This window comes from Halomonas sp. DP4Y7-1 (assembly GCF_019800705.1).
Classification (GTDB): Bacteria; Pseudomonadota; Gammaproteobacteria; order Pseudomonadales; family Halomonadaceae; genus Halomonas; species Halomonas litopenaei_A.
In genome coordinates, this window is the sequence record NZ_JAHVKS010000004.1 from 155,038 (window position 1) to 175,391 (window position 20,354).

General features: G+C 63.5%; 18 protein-coding genes and 1 other RNA gene. 18 read left to right on the plus strand and 1 reads right to left on the minus strand.

The genetic code is table 11. The features are described from left to right. The first annotated feature begins 33 nt into the window (after positions 1-33). The 17 genes from rsmI (at position 34) to lpxC (ending at position 19,101) form a co-directional block, all read left to right on the plus strand. Positions 34-888 (plus strand): 16S rRNA (cytidine(1402)-2'-O)-methyltransferase, encoded by an 855-nt coding sequence (gene rsmI / locus KUV72_RS09690; protein WP_222238132.1) that lies wholly within the window; start codon positions 34-36, stop codon positions 886-888. Between the two features lie 32 nt (positions 889-920). After that, positions 921-1,273, plus strand: an RNA gene (gene rnpB, locus KUV72_RS09695) — RNase P RNA component class A. Between the two features lie 140 nt (positions 1,274-1,413). Then, positions 1,414-2,370 carry a 16S rRNA (cytosine(1402)-N(4))-methyltransferase RsmH gene (gene rsmH / locus KUV72_RS09700; protein WP_222163011.1) on the plus strand — a complete coding sequence of 319 codons (957 nt, stop codon included), beginning with the start codon at positions 1,414-1,416 and terminating at the stop codon, positions 2,368-2,370. Positions 2,371-2,379: 9 nt separating this feature from the next. After that, a complete protein-coding gene (ftsL, locus tag KUV72_RS09705; RefSeq protein ID WP_206937299.1) occupies positions 2,380-2,703 on the plus strand; it encodes a cell division protein FtsL in 324 nt (107 codons plus the stop codon). Positions 2,704-2,756: 53 nt separating this feature from the next. Next, complete coding sequence (locus KUV72_RS09710; RefSeq protein WP_374107030.1) at positions 2,757-4,424, plus strand: peptidoglycan D,D-transpeptidase FtsI family protein; 1,668 nt, start codon at positions 2,757-2,759, stop codon at positions 4,422-4,424. A 23-nt stretch (positions 4,425-4,447) separates the two neighbouring features. Beyond that, a complete protein-coding gene (locus KUV72_RS09715; RefSeq protein WP_222238133.1) occupies positions 4,448-5,950 on the plus strand; it encodes a UDP-N-acetylmuramoyl-L-alanyl-D-glutamate--2,6-diaminopimelate ligase in 1,503 nt (500 codons plus the stop codon). A 2-nt stretch (positions 5,951-5,952) separates the two neighbouring features. Next, positions 5,953-7,323, plus strand: a complete 1,371-nt coding sequence (gene murF / locus KUV72_RS09720; protein WP_222238134.1) for a UDP-N-acetylmuramoyl-tripeptide--D-alanyl-D-alanine ligase — start codon at positions 5,953-5,955, stop codon at positions 7,321-7,323. Positions 7,324-7,332: 9 nt separating this feature from the next. After that, positions 7,333-8,415 (plus strand): phospho-N-acetylmuramoyl-pentapeptide-transferase, encoded by a 1,083-nt coding sequence (mraY, locus tag KUV72_RS09725; RefSeq protein ID WP_206937310.1) that lies wholly within the window; start codon positions 7,333-7,335, stop codon positions 8,413-8,415. Between the two features lie 7 nt (positions 8,416-8,422). Beyond that, entirely contained in the window at positions 8,423-9,838 is a 1,416-nt protein-coding gene (gene murD / locus KUV72_RS09730) for a UDP-N-acetylmuramoyl-L-alanine--D-glutamate ligase (protein ID WP_222238135.1), read from the plus strand. Next, on the plus strand, positions 9,835-11,079 hold the full coding sequence (gene ftsW / locus KUV72_RS09735; protein ID WP_206937315.1) for a putative lipid II flippase FtsW: 1,245 nt from the start codon (positions 9,835-9,837) through the stop codon (positions 11,077-11,079). Before murD ends, ftsW begins: the two co-directional genes overlap by 4 nt. After that, complete coding sequence (gene murG, locus KUV72_RS09740; protein WP_315857875.1) at positions 11,076-12,161, plus strand: undecaprenyldiphospho-muramoylpentapeptide beta-N-acetylglucosaminyltransferase; 1,086 nt, start codon at positions 11,076-11,078, stop codon at positions 12,159-12,161. The genes ftsW and murG overlap by 4 nt, the downstream gene beginning before the upstream one ends. 82 nt (positions 12,162-12,243) lie before the next feature. Then, positions 12,244-13,674, plus strand: a complete 1,431-nt coding sequence (gene murC / locus KUV72_RS09745) for a UDP-N-acetylmuramate--L-alanine ligase (protein ID WP_222163230.1) — start codon at positions 12,244-12,246, stop codon at positions 13,672-13,674. After that, entirely contained in the window at positions 13,671-14,597 is a 927-nt protein-coding gene (locus KUV72_RS09750; protein WP_222238137.1) for a D-alanine--D-alanine ligase, read from the plus strand. The genes murC and KUV72_RS09750 overlap by 4 nt, the downstream gene beginning before the upstream one ends. 1 nt (position 14,598) lies before the next feature. Continuing rightward, entirely contained in the window at positions 14,599-15,324 is a 726-nt protein-coding gene (locus KUV72_RS09755) for a cell division protein FtsQ/DivIB (protein ID WP_222238138.1), read from the plus strand. 231 nt (positions 15,325-15,555) lie between these two features. Next, positions 15,556-16,845 carry a cell division protein FtsA gene (ftsA, locus tag KUV72_RS09760; protein ID WP_206937323.1) on the plus strand — a complete coding sequence of 430 codons (1,290 nt, stop codon included), beginning with the start codon at positions 15,556-15,558 and terminating at the stop codon, positions 16,843-16,845. Between the two features lie 34 nt (positions 16,846-16,879). Continuing rightward, positions 16,880-18,067 carry a cell division protein FtsZ gene (ftsZ, locus tag KUV72_RS09765; protein ID WP_206937325.1) on the plus strand — a complete coding sequence of 396 codons (1,188 nt, stop codon included), beginning with the start codon at positions 16,880-16,882 and terminating at the stop codon, positions 18,065-18,067. A gap of 122 nt (positions 18,068-18,189) precedes the next feature. Next, the gene (gene lpxC, locus KUV72_RS09770; RefSeq protein WP_222163017.1) at positions 18,190-19,101 is read left to right on the plus strand and encodes a UDP-3-O-acyl-N-acetylglucosamine deacetylase; all 912 of its coding nucleotides are present in this window, start codon (positions 18,190-18,192) and stop codon (positions 19,099-19,101) included. A 326-nt stretch (positions 19,102-19,427) separates the two neighbouring features. On the opposite strand, the gene KUV72_RS09775 is transcribed toward lpxC, so the two are convergent. Further along, positions 19,428-19,895 carry a DUF721 domain-containing protein gene (locus KUV72_RS09775; RefSeq protein ID WP_222238140.1) on the minus strand — a complete coding sequence of 156 codons (468 nt, stop codon included), beginning with the start codon at positions 19,893-19,895 and terminating at the stop codon, positions 19,428-19,430. 95 nt (positions 19,896-19,990) lie between these two features. On the opposite strand from KUV72_RS09775, the gene KUV72_RS09780 reads away from it, so the two are divergent. Further along, positions 19,991-20,338, plus strand: coding sequence for a hypothetical protein (locus KUV72_RS09780; RefSeq protein ID WP_222238142.1), 348 nt, complete (start codon positions 19,991-19,993; stop codon positions 20,336-20,338). The last annotated feature ends 16 nt before the right edge of the window (positions 20,339-20,354 follow it).

Sequence of the window (20,354 nt, forward strand, 5' to 3'; positions counted from 1 at the left end):
TCCGTGTTCCGGATGGCAGCCCAGGGAGCCAAGATGTCAGAAGTGAAAGCCGGTTCATTGTACGTGGTCGCCACGCCAATTGGGAATCTGGAAGATTTGAGTCCGCGAGCAGCGGCGGTGCTGGGGCGGGTGGCCCTGGTAGCTGCAGAGGATACTCGGCATAGCGCGCGCTTGATGCGCCACCTCGGTGTCGCGCCTGCGATGGTCTCCGTGCATGACCATAATGAGGCGTCCCGGGTAGAGCTGCTGAAGCGCCGCCTGCTCGAGGGTGATGACGTGGCACTGATCAGTGATGCGGGGACTCCCCTGATCAGTGATCCGGGGTTCGTGGTGGTGCGCGAGCTGCGCCAGCAGGGCTTCTCGATCGTGCCGATTCCCGGTCCCTGTGCCCTGATTACCGCCTTGAGCGCCGCGGGGCTGCCCACGTCCTCCTTTACCTTTCATGGTTTTCTGCCCGCCAAGGGCAGCGGTCGGCGAGCCCGGCTCGAGACCTGGCGCGGCGATACAGGTACGCAGGTGTGCTATGAATCGCCACACCGCATCAAGGATCTGCTGGCGGACCTGGCCGCGCTGCTGGGTGATCGTCAGGTAGTGCTGGGGCGTGAATTGACCAAGACCTTCGAAACCTTCCTCGATGGCACGGCGGCGGAGCTTCTTGCGGTAATCGAGGAAGATCCCAATCAAGCCCGCGGCGAGTTCGTGGTGATGGTGGCCGGAGCGACTGAGGTGGCGTCCGCAGGGCAGGCGGTGGAGGAAGATGCCTTGCTGCGAGCGCTTCTCGACGAAGGTGTCGGTGTGAAGCAGGCGGCGGGTGTCGCCGCGCGGGTGCTGGGCGGAGCCAAGAAGACATGGTATGCCAAGGCCCAGTCACTGAAGGACGGGGATTGAGGGGGTGGCGGGGCACTGGTATGCTTGCCGCGGGAGTTGGCCAGACAGTCGCCGCCGCCGCAAGGCGGGGGAGGAAAGTCCGGGCTCCATAGGGCAGAGTGCCAGGTAACCCCTGGGCGGCGTGAGCCGACGGAAAGTGCAGCAGAGAGTAGACCGCCTACGTCTCCTCAGGGAGGCCGGCAAGGGTGAAAGGGTGCGGTAAGAGCGCACCGCGCGCCTGGCAACAGTGCGTGGCACGGTAAACCCCACTCGGAGCAAGACCAAATAGGAACCCGTTGGCGTGGCCCGCGCTGGGTTCGGGTAGGTTGCTTGAGGGCAGTGGTGACACTGCTCCTAGAGGAATGGCTGTCCTCGACAGAACCCGGCTTATCGGCCGACTCCCCCAGATGTTCTGTGCTCGGGCCTGCGGCCCGGGCATTGCCTCATGAATCTGTGCGGCCAGGAGCCCAGTGGCGAGAGAGTTCCACCGCTGACGGCGTCGTTGGCTGGCCGCGCGTTGGAATATCATCGTCGAACGAGAGCTGCATGCCGTCACCCTCCTCAGAAACGTCCGTGCGCGGCTTCGCCCATGAAAGCGTCTTGCTCGACGGTGCCGTCGATGCCCTGGTACATGATGCCGGTGGTACCTACCTGGACGGCACGTTTGGGCGTGGCGGACACTCCCGCGCCATCCTTTCGCGATTGAACGATAGTGGCAGCCTGCTGGCGCTGGACCGTGATCCCCAGGCCATCGCCGAAGCGGCGTCCATCGATGACCCTCGTTTCAGCATTGAGCAGACCGAGTTCGCGCGGCTCAGGGAAGTGGCCCAGGCGCGCGGCCTGGATGGTCGTCTGTCGGGCATTTTGCTGGATATCGGGGTGTCGTCGCCTCAGCTGGATGATCCCGAGCGGGGTTTCAGCTTTCTACGCGATGGTCCGCTGGACATGCGCATGGATCCGACCCAGGGCGAAAGTGCTGCTGACTGGTTGGCGCGCGTTGATGAAGCCGAGATGAGCTCGGTGTTCAAGCGCTATGGTGAGGAGCGTTTTGCGCGACGCCTCGCCAGGGCGGTGATCGAGCGCCGTCAGCAGCGTCCCTTCACGCGCACAGCTGACCTGGCTGAGGTGATCAAACAGGCCCATCCTGCCTGGGAAAAAGGCAAGCATCCGGCCACCCGGGTGTTTCAGGCCATGCGCATCCACGTCAATGGCGAGCTGGATCAGCTTGAACTCGCCCTTGACGCCGCACTCGAGGCGTTGGCGCCGGGTGGCCACCTGGTGGTGATCAGCTTTCATTCGCTGGAAGACCGCCGGGTGAAGCGCTTTATCCGCGACCACGTCAAAGGGGATACCAATGTGCCCAAAGGTATACCGTTGCGGGATGATCAGATCGCTCGTCGACTGGAATCCGTGGGCAAGGCCATGAAGGCGAGCCCGCAAGAGGTCGAGGCCAACCCGCGTGCGCGCAGTGCCGTGATGCGTGTGGCGCGCAAGCGCTATTGAGGAAAGCAGATGGCTCAAGGACGACAGGATCTCAACGCCTTTGGCTGGCCGCTGCCGACAGCGCTGTCACCGAGGCTGTTGCTGGTGGCCGCGCTGCTGCTGGCGTGCCTGATGTCGGCGCTTGCCGTCATCAGCGTCAGTCATCAAACCCGCCAGCACTATGCGACCCTTCAGGAGCTCGAGCGAGAGCAGCAGCAGCTGCAGACCGAATGGGGGCAGCTGTTGCTGGAAGAGAGCGCCTGGTCGACTCCTTCGCGGATTGAGCGATTGGCGGTAGAGCGGCTCGAGATGCGCTTGCCGGATATCCATGACATCGAGGTGATTGGGCCATGACCGCGGAGCTCCCTCGGGGTGTGACGCCGCGACGACCTCCGCCCATGGAGCCGATGGGTCGTGCGCGTTACATCGTCATGATGACGCTGATCCTGGTCGGGCTGGGGCTGCTTGCCGGACGCATCGTCGACCTGCATGTGATCAATCGAAACTTTCTGCAGGTGCAGGGCGACGCGCGTACCCTGCGCACCGACCCGATACCCGCCCACCGGGGCATGATTACTGATCGCCACGGGGAGCCGCTGGCGATATCCACGCCGGTTGTCACGCTCTGGGCCAATCCCCAGGACCTGCCGGATGACAACATCCAGCGACTGAGGCTGGCTCAGGCACTGGGCCAGGACCTGGATGCGCTCAACGATCGCATCGAGCGGTATAGCGAACGAGAGTTCATGTATCTGCGGCGTCGGATGACCCCAGCCCAGGCCGAGGAAGTGTTGAAGCTGAGGGTACCTGGCGTCCATGCCCGGGAAGAGTACAAGCGCTACTACCCGGCGGGAGAGGTGATCGCCCAATTGCTGGGTGTGACCAACGTCGACGACCAGGGGCAGGAGGGGCTGGAGCTGGCCTATCAGTCCTACCTGTCGGGAGAGCCCGGCAAGCGCCGCGTGCTCAAGGATCGTCGTGGCCGCCTGGTGCGGGATCTCGAGGTTCTTCAGGAAGCCGAACCGGGCGGCAACCTCACGCTCTCCATCGACCAACGCCTGCAATACATGGCATACCGCGAGCTGAAGGCTGCGGTGGATGAAAACGATGCCGACGGCGGCGTGCTGGTGATGATGGACGCACGCACCGGCGAAGTGTTGGCCATGGCCAACCAACCCTCGTACAACCCTAACAATCGCGCAGGCCTGGATCCTCAGGGCTTGCGCAACAGGGCCATGGTGGACGTGTTCGAGCCGGGATCGGTGATGAAGCCCTTGGCCATGTCGGCGCTGCTGGAAACCGGCCGGTTTCCCCCCGACCTGGTAGTCGATACCTCCCCCGGCTGGATGCGCATCGATCGCTACACGATCCGTGACGTGTCCAACAACGGTGCCTTGACCCTGGCGGGTATCCTGCGCAAGTCCTCCAATATAGGCATGGCCAAGCTGACCTTGCAGCTCGATGATCCGGTGGTGCCTGACCGCTACCGCGCACTGGGCTTCGGGCAGGCGCCGGGCACCGGCTTTCCCGGCGAGGCCACGGGCAACATGCCGGCTCCCGCGGTCTGGTCGAGCAGTCAGTGGGCGGCCTTGTCCTACGGTTACGGTCTGTCGGTCACGGCGCTGCAATTGGCCAGCGCCTATACCTCCATTGCCAATCACGGCGAACGTCTTCCGCCCTCTCTGCTGCGCCTCAGTCGCGAGCCCCAGGGGGAGCAGGTGGTCCAGCCGGACGTGGCTGACCGCGTCCTGGCAATGATGGATGAAGTCGTGGCACCGGGTACCGGCGCTCGCCGGGCCCTGGTTCCCGGTTACAGCGTGGCCGGCAAGACCGGTACCGTGCGCAAGAGCGGCAGTGGCGGTTACGAGCAAAATGCCTACCGTGCACTGTTTGTAGGCATCACGCCGGTGTCGGATCCGCGGATCATCACCGTGGTCATGATTGACCACCCACGGGGCGACGCCTATTACGGTGGTGCCATCGCCGCGCCGGTATTCTCGCGGGTGGCCGGCAGCGCCCTGCGAATTCTCGACGTACCGCCAGATCGCCCCGATGAGGAGGCCGGTACCCCATGATGCAGACCTCGACGGAGCCTGGCATGACCCTTTCTCTGGCACGCCTCAAGGGCGTGCTGCTGCAGTGTTGGCAAGACCTTCCGCTGACGCAGGACGATCAGGACGAGGCGCTGGCGGTGACGCTCAGCACCGACAGTCGCGAGATCGCCGAAGGCGATGTCTTTATCGCGATCCCTGGCGTGGCGGGCGACGGTCGAGCCTTTGTCGATCAGGCTCTGGCCCAGGGGGCACTGATGGTCCTCGCCGAGGCGAAGGAGGACCAGCCCAGGATCGATGGTCGAGTGCTGTGGCTGCCAGAGCTCGCTGACAGGCTCGGCGAATTTGCTCGCAGCGTCTACCAGGTACCCGACAGCCTGGAGCTGATCGGGGTGACCGGGACCAATGGCAAGAGTTCAGTGACCCATTATATTGCCGAGCTGTCAGCGGCCATCGGTGTCGACTGCGGGGTGATCGGCACCTTGGGTCACGGGCGCCCTGGCGCTCTTGCTCAGGGCATTCACACCACCCCCCAGCCCTTGGCGCTGCAGCGCCAGCTGGGTGAGTTGGCGGCCTCGGGGCTGCAACGGGTGGCCATGGAAGTGTCCAGCCACGCTCTCGAGCAGGACCGCGTGGCGGGATGTCGCTTCCATGCCGCCGTGTTCACCAATCTCAGTCGCGACCACCTGGACTATCACGGCAGCATGGTGGCCTATGCGGCAGCCAAGGCAAAGCTGTTCAAGCGCCCTGAGCTCGGGCTGGCGGTCGTCAATGGTGACGATCCTCTGGCGCGATTGATGCTGGCCGGGGTGTCCCGTGATACCCGCGTACTGGCCTGTGGTGAGGCGTCTGACGTGTCGCTGCGAGTGCTGGACGTGGAGCCGCATGCCAGCGGCCAGCGCGCGCTGATCGCGACCCCCGACGAAGAGCGGGTGCTGCAGCTGCCATTGTTGGGTCGCTTCAATCTCGACAACGTGCTGCTGGCGATGGCCAGCCTCTATGGGCTTGGCGCGGGCATCGACGAGCTGGTGGCTGCCGCCGAGCGCTTGACCCCGGTGCCCGGGCGGATGCAGGCCATCCTGCGCGAGCATGCACCGGTGGTGGTCATCGACTACGCCCATACGCCAGATGCCCTGGACAACGCACTGGCAGCGCTCAAGGCGCATCTGCCTGGGCGTGGCAAGCTATGGTGTCTGGTAGGCTGCGGTGGCGACCGCGACAGCGGTAAGCGCCCGTTGATGGCACAGGTGGCTGCCCGTCACGCCCAAGCTGTGGTGATCACCGATGACAACCCACGCAGCGAGGACCCTGCTGCCATCCGTGAGGCCATGCTGGAGGGGTTGACCGCCGAACAGCGCGCCAGCGCCTGGAATATTGCTGGTCGTGGCGTTGCGATCGCCCGAACGGTGGCGGAAGCGGGTCCCGATGACGTCATTCTGGTGGCCGGCAAGGGGCACGAGACCTACCAGGAAGTGCTTGGCGTCCGCCATGACTTTTCCGACCTGGATGAGGCGCAAGCCGCCCTCGATCAGCGTCCAAGGAGGCTCTAAGCATGCGTCGTGATGACCTCACCACGCTGTCAGGCGTCTGTCGTGCGCTAGGCCTGTCCGAGGCGGATGTTGAAGACAGCGAGATGGCTTCGATCGTCACTGACACGCGTCAGCTGGTTCCCGGCTCGCTGTTCGTGGCGTTGCGAGGGGAGCGCTTCGACGCTCACGACTTTGTGTCCCAGGCGCGCCAGGCCGGTGCGATCGCGGCGGTGGTCGAGCGCGCGGTGGACGATCCGCTGCCACAGCTGGTGGTGGGGGATACGCGGATGGCGCTGGGGCTGCTGGCCAGAGCCCATCGGCGGGCCTGGAAGGGTCCCATCGTCGCGGTGACGGGTAATAGTGGCAAGACGACCGTCAAGCAGATGCTGGCGACGCTGCTCGGCCGCGCAGGCTCGACCCTGGCGACCCAGGGCAATCTGAACAACGATATCGGCGCTCCACTGACGCTGCTGCGGTTGGCGCCCGAGCACCGCCAGGCGGTGGTGGAGCTTGGGGCCAACCATCTCGGCGAGATTGCCTGGACAACGGCACTGACCGAGCCCCAGGTGGCGGTGATTACCAATGTGACGGGTGCCCACGTCGGTGAGTTTGGTGGCATGGGGCGGATAGCTCAGGCCAAGGGGGAAATCCTGGCCGGTCTGGCAGACTCCGGGATCGCCGTGCTGAATCGCGATGATCGCTACTTCTCGATGTGGTCAGCCTTGGCGGCGCCACGCGAGGTCATCGGTTTCGGCTTGACCCGAGAAGCACGCATGAATGCCTCGGAACTGGTCTGTGATGAGCTCGGGCGCTATGCTTTCACGCTGAATTTCGATGGCAGTGTGCTGGGGCGGGTGCAGCTCCCCCTGATGGGCCTGCACAATGTGTCAAACGCTCTGGCAGCCGCCGCAGCGGCCATGGCAATGGGGCTTTCCGGGGAAGAGGTGGTGGCCGGTCTTGCGCTGGTCACCCCGACGGCCGGGAGACTGACGGTCGAGCAGGGGCTGCGTGACAGTCGGCTGCTGGATGACACCTATAATGCCAACCCAGGGGCAGTCAAGGCGGCGATCGATGCGCTGTTGGGTCTGCCTGGCCCGCATTGGTGTCTGCTCGGCGCCATGGGTGAACTGGGAGCCGCGTCCGATGAGCTGCATGCGGACATCGGGCGCTACGCGCGGGAACGCGGTATCACATTTCTCGGCACCCTGGGAGAGGCGGCCAACCCTGCCGCCCAGGCCTTCGGTGAAGGTGGGTGCCATTTTTCTGATCAGGCGGCGATGGTCCGCCACGTGCAGCAACATTTGCCCCAAGGCGCCAGCGTGTTGGTGAAGGGCTCCCGCTCTGCGGGGATGGAGACTGTCGTGGCAGCCTTGCGCCCAGATGTTTCAAGGTGAACCTGATACATGTTGCTTTTCCTGGCTGAAGTGTTGGCGAACTATCAAAGCGCCTTCAACGTCTTTGGTTATCTCACTCTGCGGATGATTCTGGCGACCATCACTGCGCTGGTGCTGTGCCTGTGGTTCGGGCCGCTGATGATCCGCCGGTTGGTCGAACGTCAGATCGGGCAGGCGGTTCGCGATGACGGTCCTCAGTCGCATCTGTCCAAGGCGGGGACACCGACCATGGGCGGTGCGATGATCCTGATGGCGATGGCGGTGAGCACGCTGTTGTGGGGGGACCTGACCAACCACTACGTGTGGGTGGTGCTGCTGGTGACCCTCGGCTTCGGTGCCATCGGTTGGGTCGACGACTATCGCAAGGTCGTGGAGAAAAACCCGCGGGGCCTGCCTGCTCGCTGGAAGTACTTCTGGCAGTCGGTGATTGGTCTGGCGGCTGCGGTGGTGCTGTACGTGACGGCGGCATCGCCGGTGGAAACCAGCCTGATCCTGCCCCTGTTCAAGGACTTCGTCCTGCCCCTGGGCCTGTTCTATATCCTGTTGACCTATCTGGTGATCGTCGGTGCGTCCAACGCGGTGAACCTGACCGATGGCCTGGACGGCCTGGCGATCATGCCGACGGTCATGGTGGCCATGGGGCTTGGGGTGTTTGCCTATGCCAGCGGTAATGCGGTGTTTTCCAGCTACCTGCAGATTCCGATGATTCCCGGTGCCGGTGAACTTGCCGTGTTCTGCGCCACCATCTCCGGCGCTGGCCTCGGTTTTCTCTGGTTCAACACCTATCCCGCCCAGGTCTTCATGGGCGACGTGGGCGCACTTGCCCTGGGGGCTGCGCTGGGTGTGGTCGCGGTGATTGTGCGCCAGGAGGTGGTGCTGTTCATCATGGGCGGCGTGTTCGTCATGGAAACCGTGTCGGTCATTCTTCAGGTGGGCTCCTACAAGCTGACCGGGCGGCGGATCTTCCGCATGGCTCCGCTGCACCATCACTTCGAATTGAAGGGATGGCCTGAGCCGCGTGTGATCGTGAGGTTCTGGATCATCACCGTGGTGCTCGTGCTGCTGGGTCTTGCAACCCTCAAGATTCGCTGAGGCTGACATGAACGCGAGTCGCTCACGCTTGCCGCAGCACCTGGTGGTGCCGGCGTCGATGACGGTGGTGGTGGGTCTTGGGGTATCGGGGATGGCTATCTGTCGTCATCTGGAGCGCCTTGGCCGAGAGTTCATGGTGGTGGATACCCGCGACGCCCCGCCTGGACTCGATGCGTTTCTGCGTGAGTTTCCCGAGGTGCCGTACCGCCTAGGCCCACTAGCGGGGCTCGTCCTCGATCCCGCGCGGGAAGTCGTGCTCAGCCCAGGTGTCGACCCCCATCAGCCCTGCTTTGCAGCCCTTGCCGAGGATCGCCGGGACGATACGGGAGAGCCACGGCTGATCGGCGAGATTGCACTGTTTTGCCGCGCCTGCCAGGCACCGATCGCCGCCATCACCGGCGCCAATGCCAAGTCCACGGTGACCACCCTGGTAGGCGAGATGGCGCGTGAGGCCGGTCGCAAGGTCGCGGTGGGAGGCAATCTCGGTACCCCGGCCCTCGACCTGCTGATACAGGAGCCGTCGGCGGACCTCTACGTCCTGGAGCTGTCCAGCTTTCAGCTTGAGACCACCCCTTGGCTTGGCGCCGAGTCCGCTGCCTTTCTCAACCTGAGTGAGGACCACCTCGATCGCCATGGTGATATGGCAGGCTATCGTCGAGCCAAGCAGCGGATCTTCCGCGGTGCCTCCCATGCGGTCATCAATGCGGAAGACCCCGAGACCTGGCCAGAGTCGTCACTGCCTGCGGTGTCGCGTTTTGGGGTCATGGAACCCGCGCCCGAGCATGATGACTGGGGCGTGGCAGAGCACCAGGGCGAGCCGTGGTTCATGCATGGCCCGCGCCCGTTGTTCCCGGTTTCCCGCATGCGTCAGGTAGGACGCCATCATCAGGCCAACGCCTTGGCCGCCATGGCCATGGGGTATCGGCTCGGATTTCCGCTGGAGGACATGGCCAGCGTGCTGGAGAGGTTTACCGGGCTTGCGCACCGCAGTGAGTGGCTGGCAACGGTAGGGGAGGTCGACTGGATCAATGACTCCAAGGGCACCAACGTCGGCGCCACGCTGGCCGCCATTGCCGGACTCGGGCCGACCCTCAAGGGGCGGCTCATCCTGCTGGCCGGCGGTGTGGGCAAGGGGGCTGACTTCAGTCCCTTGGCGCAGCCGCTGGGGCACTACGCACGGGAGGCCGTGCTGTTTGGTCAAGACGCGCCGCAGCTGGCACAGGCGTTGGCCGAGCGGGTGCCGGTGACGCGGGTCGACGATCTACGCGCTGCGGTTGAGCGTGCCCGGCACATCGCCGAGCCGGGAGACGTGGTGTTGCTGTCGCCTGCCTGCGCCAGCCTCGACCAGTTCCCCAACTATCTGGCTCGCGGCGAGGCCTTCCGCTCGCTTGTTCACGCTCTGGCCAATGGAGGCCGTACATGAGTCGCCTGTCCCGAACCCGGCATCGTTTCGGTGTCCTGCGCGAGCACCTGTCGACTCGTGATCACAGCTTTGATGGCTGGTTGCTGGTCGCCACCCTGTCGCTGCTGTTGATGGGGTGGATCATGGTGACCTCGGCGTCTACCGAAGTAGCGACCAGCCTGACCGGCAATGCCTGGTACTTCAGTATTCGACACGGCATCTTTGTGCTGGGTGGCCTGACGGTTGGCGCTCTGGCGCTGCGAGTGCCGCTGGCCTGGTGGAAGGCCAATGGCCCGCTGCTGCTGCTGGTCGGGCTGGTGCTTCTGCTGCTGGTGCTGCTGGTGGGGCGTGAGGTCAATGGCAGCCGTCGCTGGCTGTCGATTCCCGGAGTGCCGTTCAATTTGCAGGCTTCCGAGGTAGCCAAGCTCTGCCTGATCACCTACATGGCCGGTTATCTTGAGCGGTTCTTGCCCCAGGTGAGGCGTCAGTGGGGAGCGTTCCTGCGTCCTCTGGTGGTGGTGGGCGTGGTCGCGGTGCTGCTGATTCTCGAGCCGGATTACGGCGGTGTCGTGGTCATGACCAGCTGTGTCATGGGGATGCTGTTGATGGCTGGGGCGCCCTGGGGGCGCTTCATTCTGCTGTTTATCCTGGTGGGGTCTCTCGGCGCCATCCTGGCGGTGGCCGAACCTTACCGGATGGCACGCCTGACCAGTTTTATCGATCCCTGGGCGGACCAGTTCGCCAGTGGTTATCAGCTGACCCAGGCGTTGATCGCCTTTGGGCGCGGCCATTTGATCGGCATGGGCTTGGGTAATAGCGTGCAGAAGCTGTTCTACCTGCCAGAAGCACACACCGATTTCGTGTTTGCGGTGCTGGCTGAAGAGCTCGGCATGATCGGGGCCATCGCCGTGGTTGGCCTGTTCGCCCTGCTGGTATGGCGGGCAATGGCGGTGGGTCGCCGGGCTGAGCTTGCCAGAATGCCCTTCGCTGCGTACCTCAGTTATGGCATTGCGCTGGTGATTGGCGCCCAGGCATTTATCAATATTGCGGTCAGTACCGGCATGCTGCCGACCAAGGGGTTGACCCTGCCGCTACTGTCCTACGGCGGGTCCAGCCTGGTGGTGAGCTGTGTCATGGTGGCACTGCTGCTGCGGGTGGATGTCGAGACCCGCGAGCGATTGCGCCGGCAGTCTCCGACAGCCAAGCGCGAGTCGGGGCGCAGGGCGCCGAGACGAACCCAGGCTGCAGGAGTGAAGCCGTGAGCGAGCAACAGGGAAGGCGAGCATTGATCATGGCCGGCGGCACCGGGGGACATGTTATTCCCGCACTGTCGCTGGCGCGGGGCCTTCAGGCTCAGGGCGTTGAGGTGGCCTGGCTGGGTAGCCCCAGGGGCATAGAGAATCGTCTGGTTCCGGAGGCGGGCATCCCGCTTCACCAGATCGCTGTCAGCGGCTTGCGCGGTAACGGCGCTGCCGGCTGGTTGTTGGCGCCGGTGCGGCTGTCCCGTGCAGTGTGTCAGGCTCGCCGGGTCATTCGTGAATACGACCCCCAGCTGGTGGTAGGGCTGGGCGGCTTCGCCAGCGGCCCCGGTGGGCTGGCGGCGAAGTGGTGTGGCAAGCCACTGGTGATACATGAACAGAACGCGGTCGCCGGCTTGACCAACCGCGCGCTGTCGCGCTTGGCGCGGCGCGTCTATGCCGCCTTTCCCCAGGCCTTTGGCGGCAGGGCAGAGGTGATCGGCAATCCCGTGCGTGAGGATATTGCCGCGCTGGGCGACACCCTGCGCCAGGCCAGCGAGATGCGTGGCCGGCGACTGCGCCTGTTGGTGGTGGGCGGATCCCTGGGTGCCTTGGCGCTCAATCAACAGATGCCCGAGGCGCTGGCCTCGCTCCCGGAAGAGATGCGTCCCGAGGTCCGCCATCAGGCGGGGCGCGACAAGGACCAGGCGACCCGCGAGGGCTACGCCGCCAGCGGCGTCGAGGCACAGGTCAGTGACTTTATCGCGGATATGGCGGCGGCCTATGACTGGGCCGACCTGGTGGTCTGCCGTTCCGGTGCCCTGACCGTGGCCGAGCTGGCTGCGGCGGCAAAGCCAGCCTTGTTCGTGCCATTTCCCCATGCGGTGGACGATCACCAGACGGCCAACGCCCAGGCATTGGTCAGCGCTGGCGCGGCGGCACTGATTCAGCAACGAGACATGAACCCGACGTCTCTGGCACAGCGCCTTGAGACGTTGCTTGAGCCCGACACATTGGCGAGCATGGCGAGCAAGGCACGGGCTGAGGCCCATCTGGACGCCGTGGATCGACTGGTAGCGGGCTGTATGGAGACAGGCTTTGAGTAATCAGACCCAAGGGCCGGTACCCGGCCAAGTGATCCCATCTCCTCTTGCCGGACAAGGCCCGGCACCCGCACGTGGCCTGGGCATGCGCCGGATTCGTCGCATTCACTTTGTGGGTATCGGTGGCGCCGGCATGTGCGGTATCGCGGAGGTGCTGGCTAACCAGGGCTATCACGTCAGCGGCAGCGATCTGCGACGCTCATCCGTGGTAGCTCGCCTGGAAAGCTGCGGCGCGCGGGTGTTCATCGGACATGCCGCGGAGCACGCCGATGGCGCGGACGTGGTCGTCGTGTCCACCGCAGTGGCCGAGGACAACCCAGAGCTCAAGTGGGCCCACGAACATCGTGTTCCGGTAGTGCGCCGGGCGGAAATGCTGGCCGAGCTGATGCGCTTTCGGCACGGCATCGCGGTTGCCGGCACCCACGGCAAGACCACCACGACTAGCTTGACGGCTACCCTGCTGGGTGAAGGCGGGCTGGATCCCACCTTCGTTATCGGCGGCAAGCTGACCAGTGCTGGCACCAACGCCCAGCTAGGCCAGGGTGACTACCTGGTGGCCGAGGCGGACGAATCTGACGCATCCTTCCTGCACTTGCAGCCCATGGTCAGCATCGTGACCAATATCGATGCCGACCATATGAGCACCTATGGTGGAGATTTCGAGCGGCTGAAGCACACCTTTATCGAGTTTCTGCACAACCTGCCGTTCTACGGCCTTGCAGTATTGTGCATCGATGATGACAACGTGAGAGGCCTGCTGGACCGTATCAATCGCCAGTTTGTTACCTATGGCTTCTCTGCTGACGCTGACTACCGCATCGAGAACTTCGAGCAGAGTGCTGGTGAAGTCCGCTTTACCGCGGTGCGCCCGGGGGATCTTGAAGATCTCGAGGTGAGGCTGGCCATGCCGGGCCGTCACAACGCGCTGAATGCACTGGCCGCGATTGCCGTGGCGACGGATGCCGGGGTCGAAGCTGGCGCTATCCTCCGAGGGTTGGCCGGGTTTGCCGGCGTCGGACGTCGGTTCCAGGTTCACGGCAACTTCCCTGCACCCCGGCGTGAGGGTGACGGCGAAGCCGAAGCTGACGTTATGCTGGTCGATGACTATGGCCATCATCCCCGTGAAGTGGAGATGGTGATCAAGGCGGTGCGTGATGGCTGGCCCAGCCGTCGTCTGGTCATGGTGTACCAGCCACACCGTTATTCCCGTACACGGGATCTCTACGAGGACTTCGTGCGCGTGCTGTCCAGCGTCGACACCCTGGTGCTGCTCGACGTCTACAGCGCTGGTGAAGCGCTGCTTCCCGGTGCCGACGGGCGCAGCCTGGCCGGATCGATCCGCCAGCGCGGAGAAGTGGACCCGATCTTTGCCCAGGACAAGACGGAGCTGCCGGCGTTGCTGGCCAAGGTGGTCAAGCCTGGCGACATTCTGATCACTCAAGGCGCGGGCGACGTGGGGGGGATTTCCCAGCGACTGGCCGATGCTCTGCTGCAGTTTGATGAGGTGACACTGTGAACCAACACGCGCAATCCCTTGGCCATGTTGTGGTTGTCTATGGCGGCCACAGCGCCGAGCGTGAGGTCTCCCTGAAGAGTGGTGCAGCGGTGCTGGCCGCTTGTCAGCGCCTGGGTCTGAACGTGACCGGCTACGACCTCGCCGACGGCGGCGTCGCCGGGCTCGAGGCGCTGAGCCCTGACCTGGTGTTCATCGCTCTGCATGGCCGGGGCGGTGAGGACGGCTGTCTGCAAGGGGCGCTGGAACTGGCAGGCATTCCCTACACCGGTAGCGGCGTGCTGGCGTCGGCGCTGGGCATGGACAAGATGCGCACCAAGGCGCTGTGGCAGGCGCTGGGGATGCCCACCCCCGAGAGCGTACTGCTGACACCCTCAGCTGACTGGGATGAGGTCGTTGCGAAGCTGGGGCTGCCACTGGTCGTCAAGCCAGTGCATGAGGGGTCGACCATCGGCATCAGCATCGTCAAGAGCCGTTCCGAGCTCGAAAATGCCTATCACGAGGCCGCCAGATTCGACGCCCGAGTGATGGCCGAGCGTTTTGTGAGCGGAGACGAATTTACCTTGTCGGTTCTTGGCGACAGGGCGCTTCCGGCCATTCGCGTCGAGGTGCCCAGCGGCTTCTATGACTATGAGGCCAAATACCTGTCCGACGAGACGATCTACCACCTCCCGTGCGGCTTGGGCGAGGCCGAAGAGACGGCGCTGGGCGAGCTGTGCGTCGCCGCTTTCGAAGCCATTGGTTGCCAGGGCTGGGGGCGTGTCGACGTGATGCGGGACGGCGACGGGCGTTTCTGGCTGCTTGAGGTCAATACGGTGCCGGGCATGACCGATCATAGTCTGGTGCCTCAGGCGGCAGCCCACGCCGGGATGAACTTCGACCAGTTGGTACTGGGGATCATCGATACCGCCAGGGAGCGCGGCTGACATGACCCGACGCGGCTCGTCGCTTGGCATCTTTCTGCTCGTCGTCCTGCTGGGGGCGGGCGGTCAGGCGTTATGGCTATGGCTTGATCGTCCCATCGAAAGAGTGTCCATTGGAGGTGAGCTGCATCATGTGGACGCCTCTTATCTCAAGCGACAATTGGCACCCTTGGTACAGGGCAAGACCTGGCTGTCGGTGGATCTGGAGGCCCTGCGGGAAGAGGCGCTCAAGGTCGGCTGGTTGAAGGAAGTGCGCATTCGTCGCGAGTGGCCGAATGCGCTCACCTTCGAGCTGGAAGAGCAGCGCCCGGTGGCCCGTTGGAACGATGACAAGCTGTTGAATGCCGAGGGCGAGCCCTTCGCCTACGCTCCGGTAGCGCCCCCTGACGGTCTGCCGGACATGGCGGGTCCGGTGGGGGCGGGCGCAGAGGTGCTGGCCTACTTCGCCACCCTGGAGCAGCGCTTGGAGCGGATGGGGCTCGACGTGCAGCAGCTGCGCCTCGAGCCACGCGGTGCATGGCGCTTCCAGTTGGCCAGTGGGGTCTGGATCATGCTCGGGCGTGGCGATCTCGAAGCACGCCTCGGGCGTCTCGAAGCCGCTTGGCGAGGTGAGTTGGGCAGTGTGGCGTCGCACATTCGCTACATCGATCTGCGTTACCCCAACGGGGTCTCCGTGGCCTGGCATGGTGAGACGGAGCCGGTCGATGGGGGCGAATCGTCCAATGGCTGAGCGTCGCCTTTAATCGACAAAAGAACGACGGCGATTAAAAGTGGCGACACTCTTGCTGTTCAAAGACAGGTTTTCGAGGTTTCTTTTGTTTAAATGAGCCCGTATCGTGGAATGAATGAACGTCCTGGGCTGGCCGAACAAGTGCACTTGTTTCTATAATCGTCCCAGGTTTTTTTATAACAGCGGCAGGTTCCAAGGTTACGGAATCCGTTCAAGGAGATTTCCCGGCTCATGGCAGGTCCATCCAACGTGTCCAATATGGTAGTCGGGCTGGATATCGGAACATCCAAGGTCGTAGCGATCGTGGGTCAGCCCACCGACGATGGTGGCATCGAAATCGCCGGTATCGGCTCTCACCCTTCCCGAGGTATGAAAAAGGGAGTGGTGATCAATATTGAGTCCACGGTTCAGTCTATTCAGCGGGCGGTGGAAGAAGCGGAATTGATGGCAGGTTGCGACATTCATTCCGTGTATGTCGGCATTGCAGGAAGCCATATCAGTTCCATGAATTCCGACGGGGTCGTGGCCATCAAGGAGCGGGAGGTCGCGCCATCGGATATTGATCGCGTCATCGACTCCGCCAGGGCCAGGGCTATCTCAGAAGGGCAGCGTGTCCTGCATGTATTGCCCCAGGAATTCGCCATCGACACCCAGGGCGGAATTCGCGAGCCGCTGGGCATGTCCGGTGTGCGCCTGGAAGCCCGTGTTCACCTGGTCACCGCGGCGCTCAATGCGGTGCAGAATATCGAAAAGTGTGTGCGTCGCTGTGGCCTGGATGTGGACGCCATTATTCTCGAGCAGTTGGCGTCCAGTCATGCGGTGCTGACCGAAGACGAACGCGAGCTGGGTGTGTGCATGGTGGATATTGGTGGCGGTACCACCGATATTGCCGTATTCACCGAAGGCGCCATCCGTCATACTGCAGTGATTCCGATTGCCGGTGACCAGGTCACCAACGATATCGCCATGGCGCTGCGCACACCCGCGCAGTACGCCGAGGAGATCAAGGTCAAGTATGCCTGCGCTCTGACTCAGCTGGCCTCCAGCGACGAGATGATCAAAGTGCCGAGCGTTGGCGACCGTCCTGCACGGGACCTGTCACGCCAGTCCCTGGCCGAGGTGGTAGAACCTCGCTACGAAGAGCTGTTCACCCTGGTGCGTGACGAACTGCGCCGCAGCGGCTTCGAGGATCTGGTGGCTGCTGGCGTCGTGTTGACCGGCGGAACCTCGCGCATGGAAGGTGTGGTGGAGCTTGCCGAAGAGATATTTCACATGCCGGTCAGGGTGGCCTGTCCGCAGAATGTGAGAGGTCTCGCCGATGTGGTGCGAAATCCGATTTATTCGACGGGTGTCGGTTTGTTACATTACGCTCTACATGAAGCCCGTCAGGGTCGTGCTCACCAAGGGCAGGGTGGCACCACCTCGGCGCAACCGAGGCGCGAGGACGTCTCCCGGCGTGGACCAGAGGAAAGGATTCCGGCGCTGGAAAAGATAAAAGGCTGGTTCAAAGGAAATTTCTGAAAGGGCCGCTCAAGCGGCTCAGGAGACGGGGCAAATGTTCGAAGTCGTAGATAGCGCGCCCTCAAGCAGCGCGGTCATAAAAGTCATCGGTGTCGGTGGCGGCGGCGGCAATGCTGTCAATCACATGGTCGAGAGCAGCATCGAAGGGGTGGAGTTCATCTGCGCCAACACTGATGCTCAGGCGCTCAAGCGGGTGTCAGCCAAGACCGTTCTGCAACTTGGTGGCGAGATCACCAAGGGTCTCGGCGCTGGCGCCAACCCTGAGGTCGGCCGTCAGGCCGCCATGGAAGACCGTGAGCGCATCGCCGAGCTGCTTGGCGGTGCCGATATGGTTTTCATCACGGCTGGCATGGGTGGCGGTACCGGCACCGGTGGCGCGCCAGTGGTCGCCCAGGTGGCCAAGGAGCTCGGCATTCTGACCGTTGCCGTGGTCACGCGCCCGTTCCCCTTCGAAGGTCCCAAGCGCATGCGCGCAGCCGAAGAGGGAATGAAGGAGCTGTCCGAGCACGTCGACTCGTTGATCACCATCCCCAACGAAAAGCTGCTGTCCGTTCTGGGCAAGAGCGCCACTCTGCTGACCGCCTTCAGCGCCGCGAATGATGTGCTGCTGGGTGCGGTTCAGGGGATTGCCGAGCTGATCACCAGTCCGGGCATCATCAACGTCGACTTTGCCGACGTCAGAACGGTGATGTCAGAGATGGGCATGGCGATGATGGGAACCGGTGGAGCCACCGGTGAAAATCGTGCTCGCGAAGCCGCCGAGAAGGCCATTCGCAGCCCGCTGCTGGAAGACATCGACCTGCACGGCGCCCGGGGCATTCTGGTCAACATCACGGCAGGGCCAGATCTCTCCATTGGCGAGTTCAACGACGTCGGTGCCACTGTCCAGGAGTTCGCTTCCCAGGACGCCACCATCGTCGTGGGTACCTCCATCGACATGGACATGACCGACGAGTTGCGCGTTACCGTGGTGGCTGCGGGCCTGGATGCTCAGGTGTCGCGTCAGCAGAAGCCTGCCAGCCAGCAGCAGACTCGACGTCCTGAGGCACGTCAACGCCCCCAGCAGGGTGCGATCAATCGCAGCCAGGGTGGCGCCGGCGTCGCGGCAGCGAGCAAGCCTGAGCCGCAGGAGTCCGCGCGACCCCAGGCCGAGAAGCGCAAGTCACAAGAGCTCGACGATTATCTGGATATCCCGGCGTTCTTGCGTCGGCAGGCGGATTGATCGAAACGAGCGTAGGGTTTTCCGGGTGCGGGCATCGGAAGGCAAGGTTTTTTTGTTGAAACGTCCGTTCGGTGTTATAGTGAACGGTGTTTCATAACCAACGACTGCCTGGCGACTGCACAATGATCAGACAACGCACCCTGAAAAACGTCATCCGCGCGACGGGCGTGGGACTGCACTCCGGCAAGAAGGTGTATCTCACCCTTCGTCCTGCGCCGGTGGACACGGGCATTGTGTTCGTGCGCACCGACCTCGAGCCGGAAGTTCGCATCCCGGCCCAGGCGATGAACGTCACCGACACTACCCTGTGTACTGCCCTGTCCCAGGATGGTGAAAAAGTTGCGACGGTGGAGCACCTGATGTCCGCCTTCGCGGGTCTCGGTATCGACAATGCCTACGTGGATGTCAGCGCGCCGGAAGTGCCCATCATGGACGGCAGCGCCGGACCCTTCGTGTTCCTGATCCAGTCTGCGGGTATTCAGGAGCAGAATGCGGCCAAGAAGTTCATCCGCATCAAGAGCGAGATCAAGGTCACCGAAGGCGACAAGGAAGCGATCTTCCTGCCCCACAAGGGGTTCAAGGTGTCCTTCGCGATCGATTTCGACCATCCTGTGTTCGAAGATCAGAAGCAGACGGCCATGGTGGACTTTTCCACCACCTCGTTCGTCAAGGAAGTGTCCCGCGCGCGGACCTTCGGCTTCATGCGTGATCTCGAGTATCTGCGATCCAACAATCTGGCCCTTGGCGGTAGCCTCGACAACGCCATCGTGGTGGATGATTACCGCATCGTGAACGACGGTGGTCTGCGTTACGACGATGAATTCGTCAAGCACAAGGTGCTGGATGCCATCGGCGACCTTTACCAGCTGGGACACAGCCTGATTGGCGAGTTCCGCGGCGTGAAGTCCGGGCATGCGCTCAACAATCAGCTGTGCCGTGCCCTGATCGAGCAGCCGGAGGCCTGGGAAATTGTGACCTTCGAGAGCGAGGCCGAGCCCGCTCCGATTTCCTACGCAGCGCCCGCCATGGCGTGATGTCGCGGGTGGCAGGGTGATGTGAGCGTCCCGCAGATCGCCAGTCTCACCTCGCTTGCCATTGCCTGTTGTTGCCCGTGCCCGTACTCGTGACCTGCATCGACGCCGCCCCCAGGGGCGGCGTTTTGCTGTTTGAGAGTTCCGTGGCGAAGGGAGAGTTCCGTGGCGAAGGGGGGTGGGCGAGCAACGCCGCAAACCGAGTGGACGTCACGAGCGTACGTTGCCAGTGCGCGTCGAGCGTGCTTGCCGCGGCTGGTCGCTAGCGCAGTGTGGTAGGTGGGGTGGCCGGTCGATGGGTTCGTTGCGCGGCCGTGGGCGACGCGCTGCTAGCGGTCGGAGCGGGATTCTGCATGGGCGGCCAGCCGTTCGAGGGCACGCTTCAGACGAGGGTCTTCGATGTCTGCCGCACAGCTCGACAGCTCATCTCCGGCCTCGGCCGGCAGTCGCCTGACCTGTCGGGGGGCGACCTTGGCAGGGCGTACCGGGCGGACCTTGAAGTGAAAGCCGGTGACCGCCTGAAACTCCGGCAGCTGGTGCAGGCTTTCCAGAAGTCGTGGCTGTTCGTAGCGCAGTCGTGTGAGCCAGGCCGCGCCATCGGTGATCAGGGTCAGGCGTCCGTCACGAAAGCCGCCGACAAACAGATGGTCGGCCAGGGGGGCTGTCAGCTCGCTACGCAGGTGCTCCTGGGCACGCTCGATCAGTCGTGCCATGCGCATCAGTCCGCCCAGTTCCCCGCGGCCTCCAAGAAGGCCGGTCATGGACTGGGCGCGGAACCGCTTAACCTTTATACTCATGAGCTTGTGTCTTGGGGTTTCCCAGGATCAATGGAGAGTGTGTCGTTGCCAATGGGTGGCACCGAGACTAGCACGCGACGGAGTTGCCCGACAGCATGACAGCCCTGGAATCACATCGTAGCTGCCCCCGCGAGGCGAGTGCCCGGCGTGTAGCGCGGTGGTGGCTGGCCGGTTTGCTGGTAGGGTGTCTGTTACCGGCCAGCCTGGCGGCGGCCGAGTCGCCCAGAGCGACCGAGCGGCTGGTGCAGATATGTATCATGGCCCCGGCGGTCATACGCGCGCATACCATGCTCAAGGCCTGTCGGCATCGGCTGGCCACTCACCCTCGAGTCTCCCTCACCTATCACCCGGTACGCGCTGATCTGCGCCGGGATGCCTTTTATTTGCCTGCGGTCGCTGCACTGGATGTACGCGCGCCAAGGGCTCCCCCTGTCGTTGGCTGACATCAAGGACGTCGTT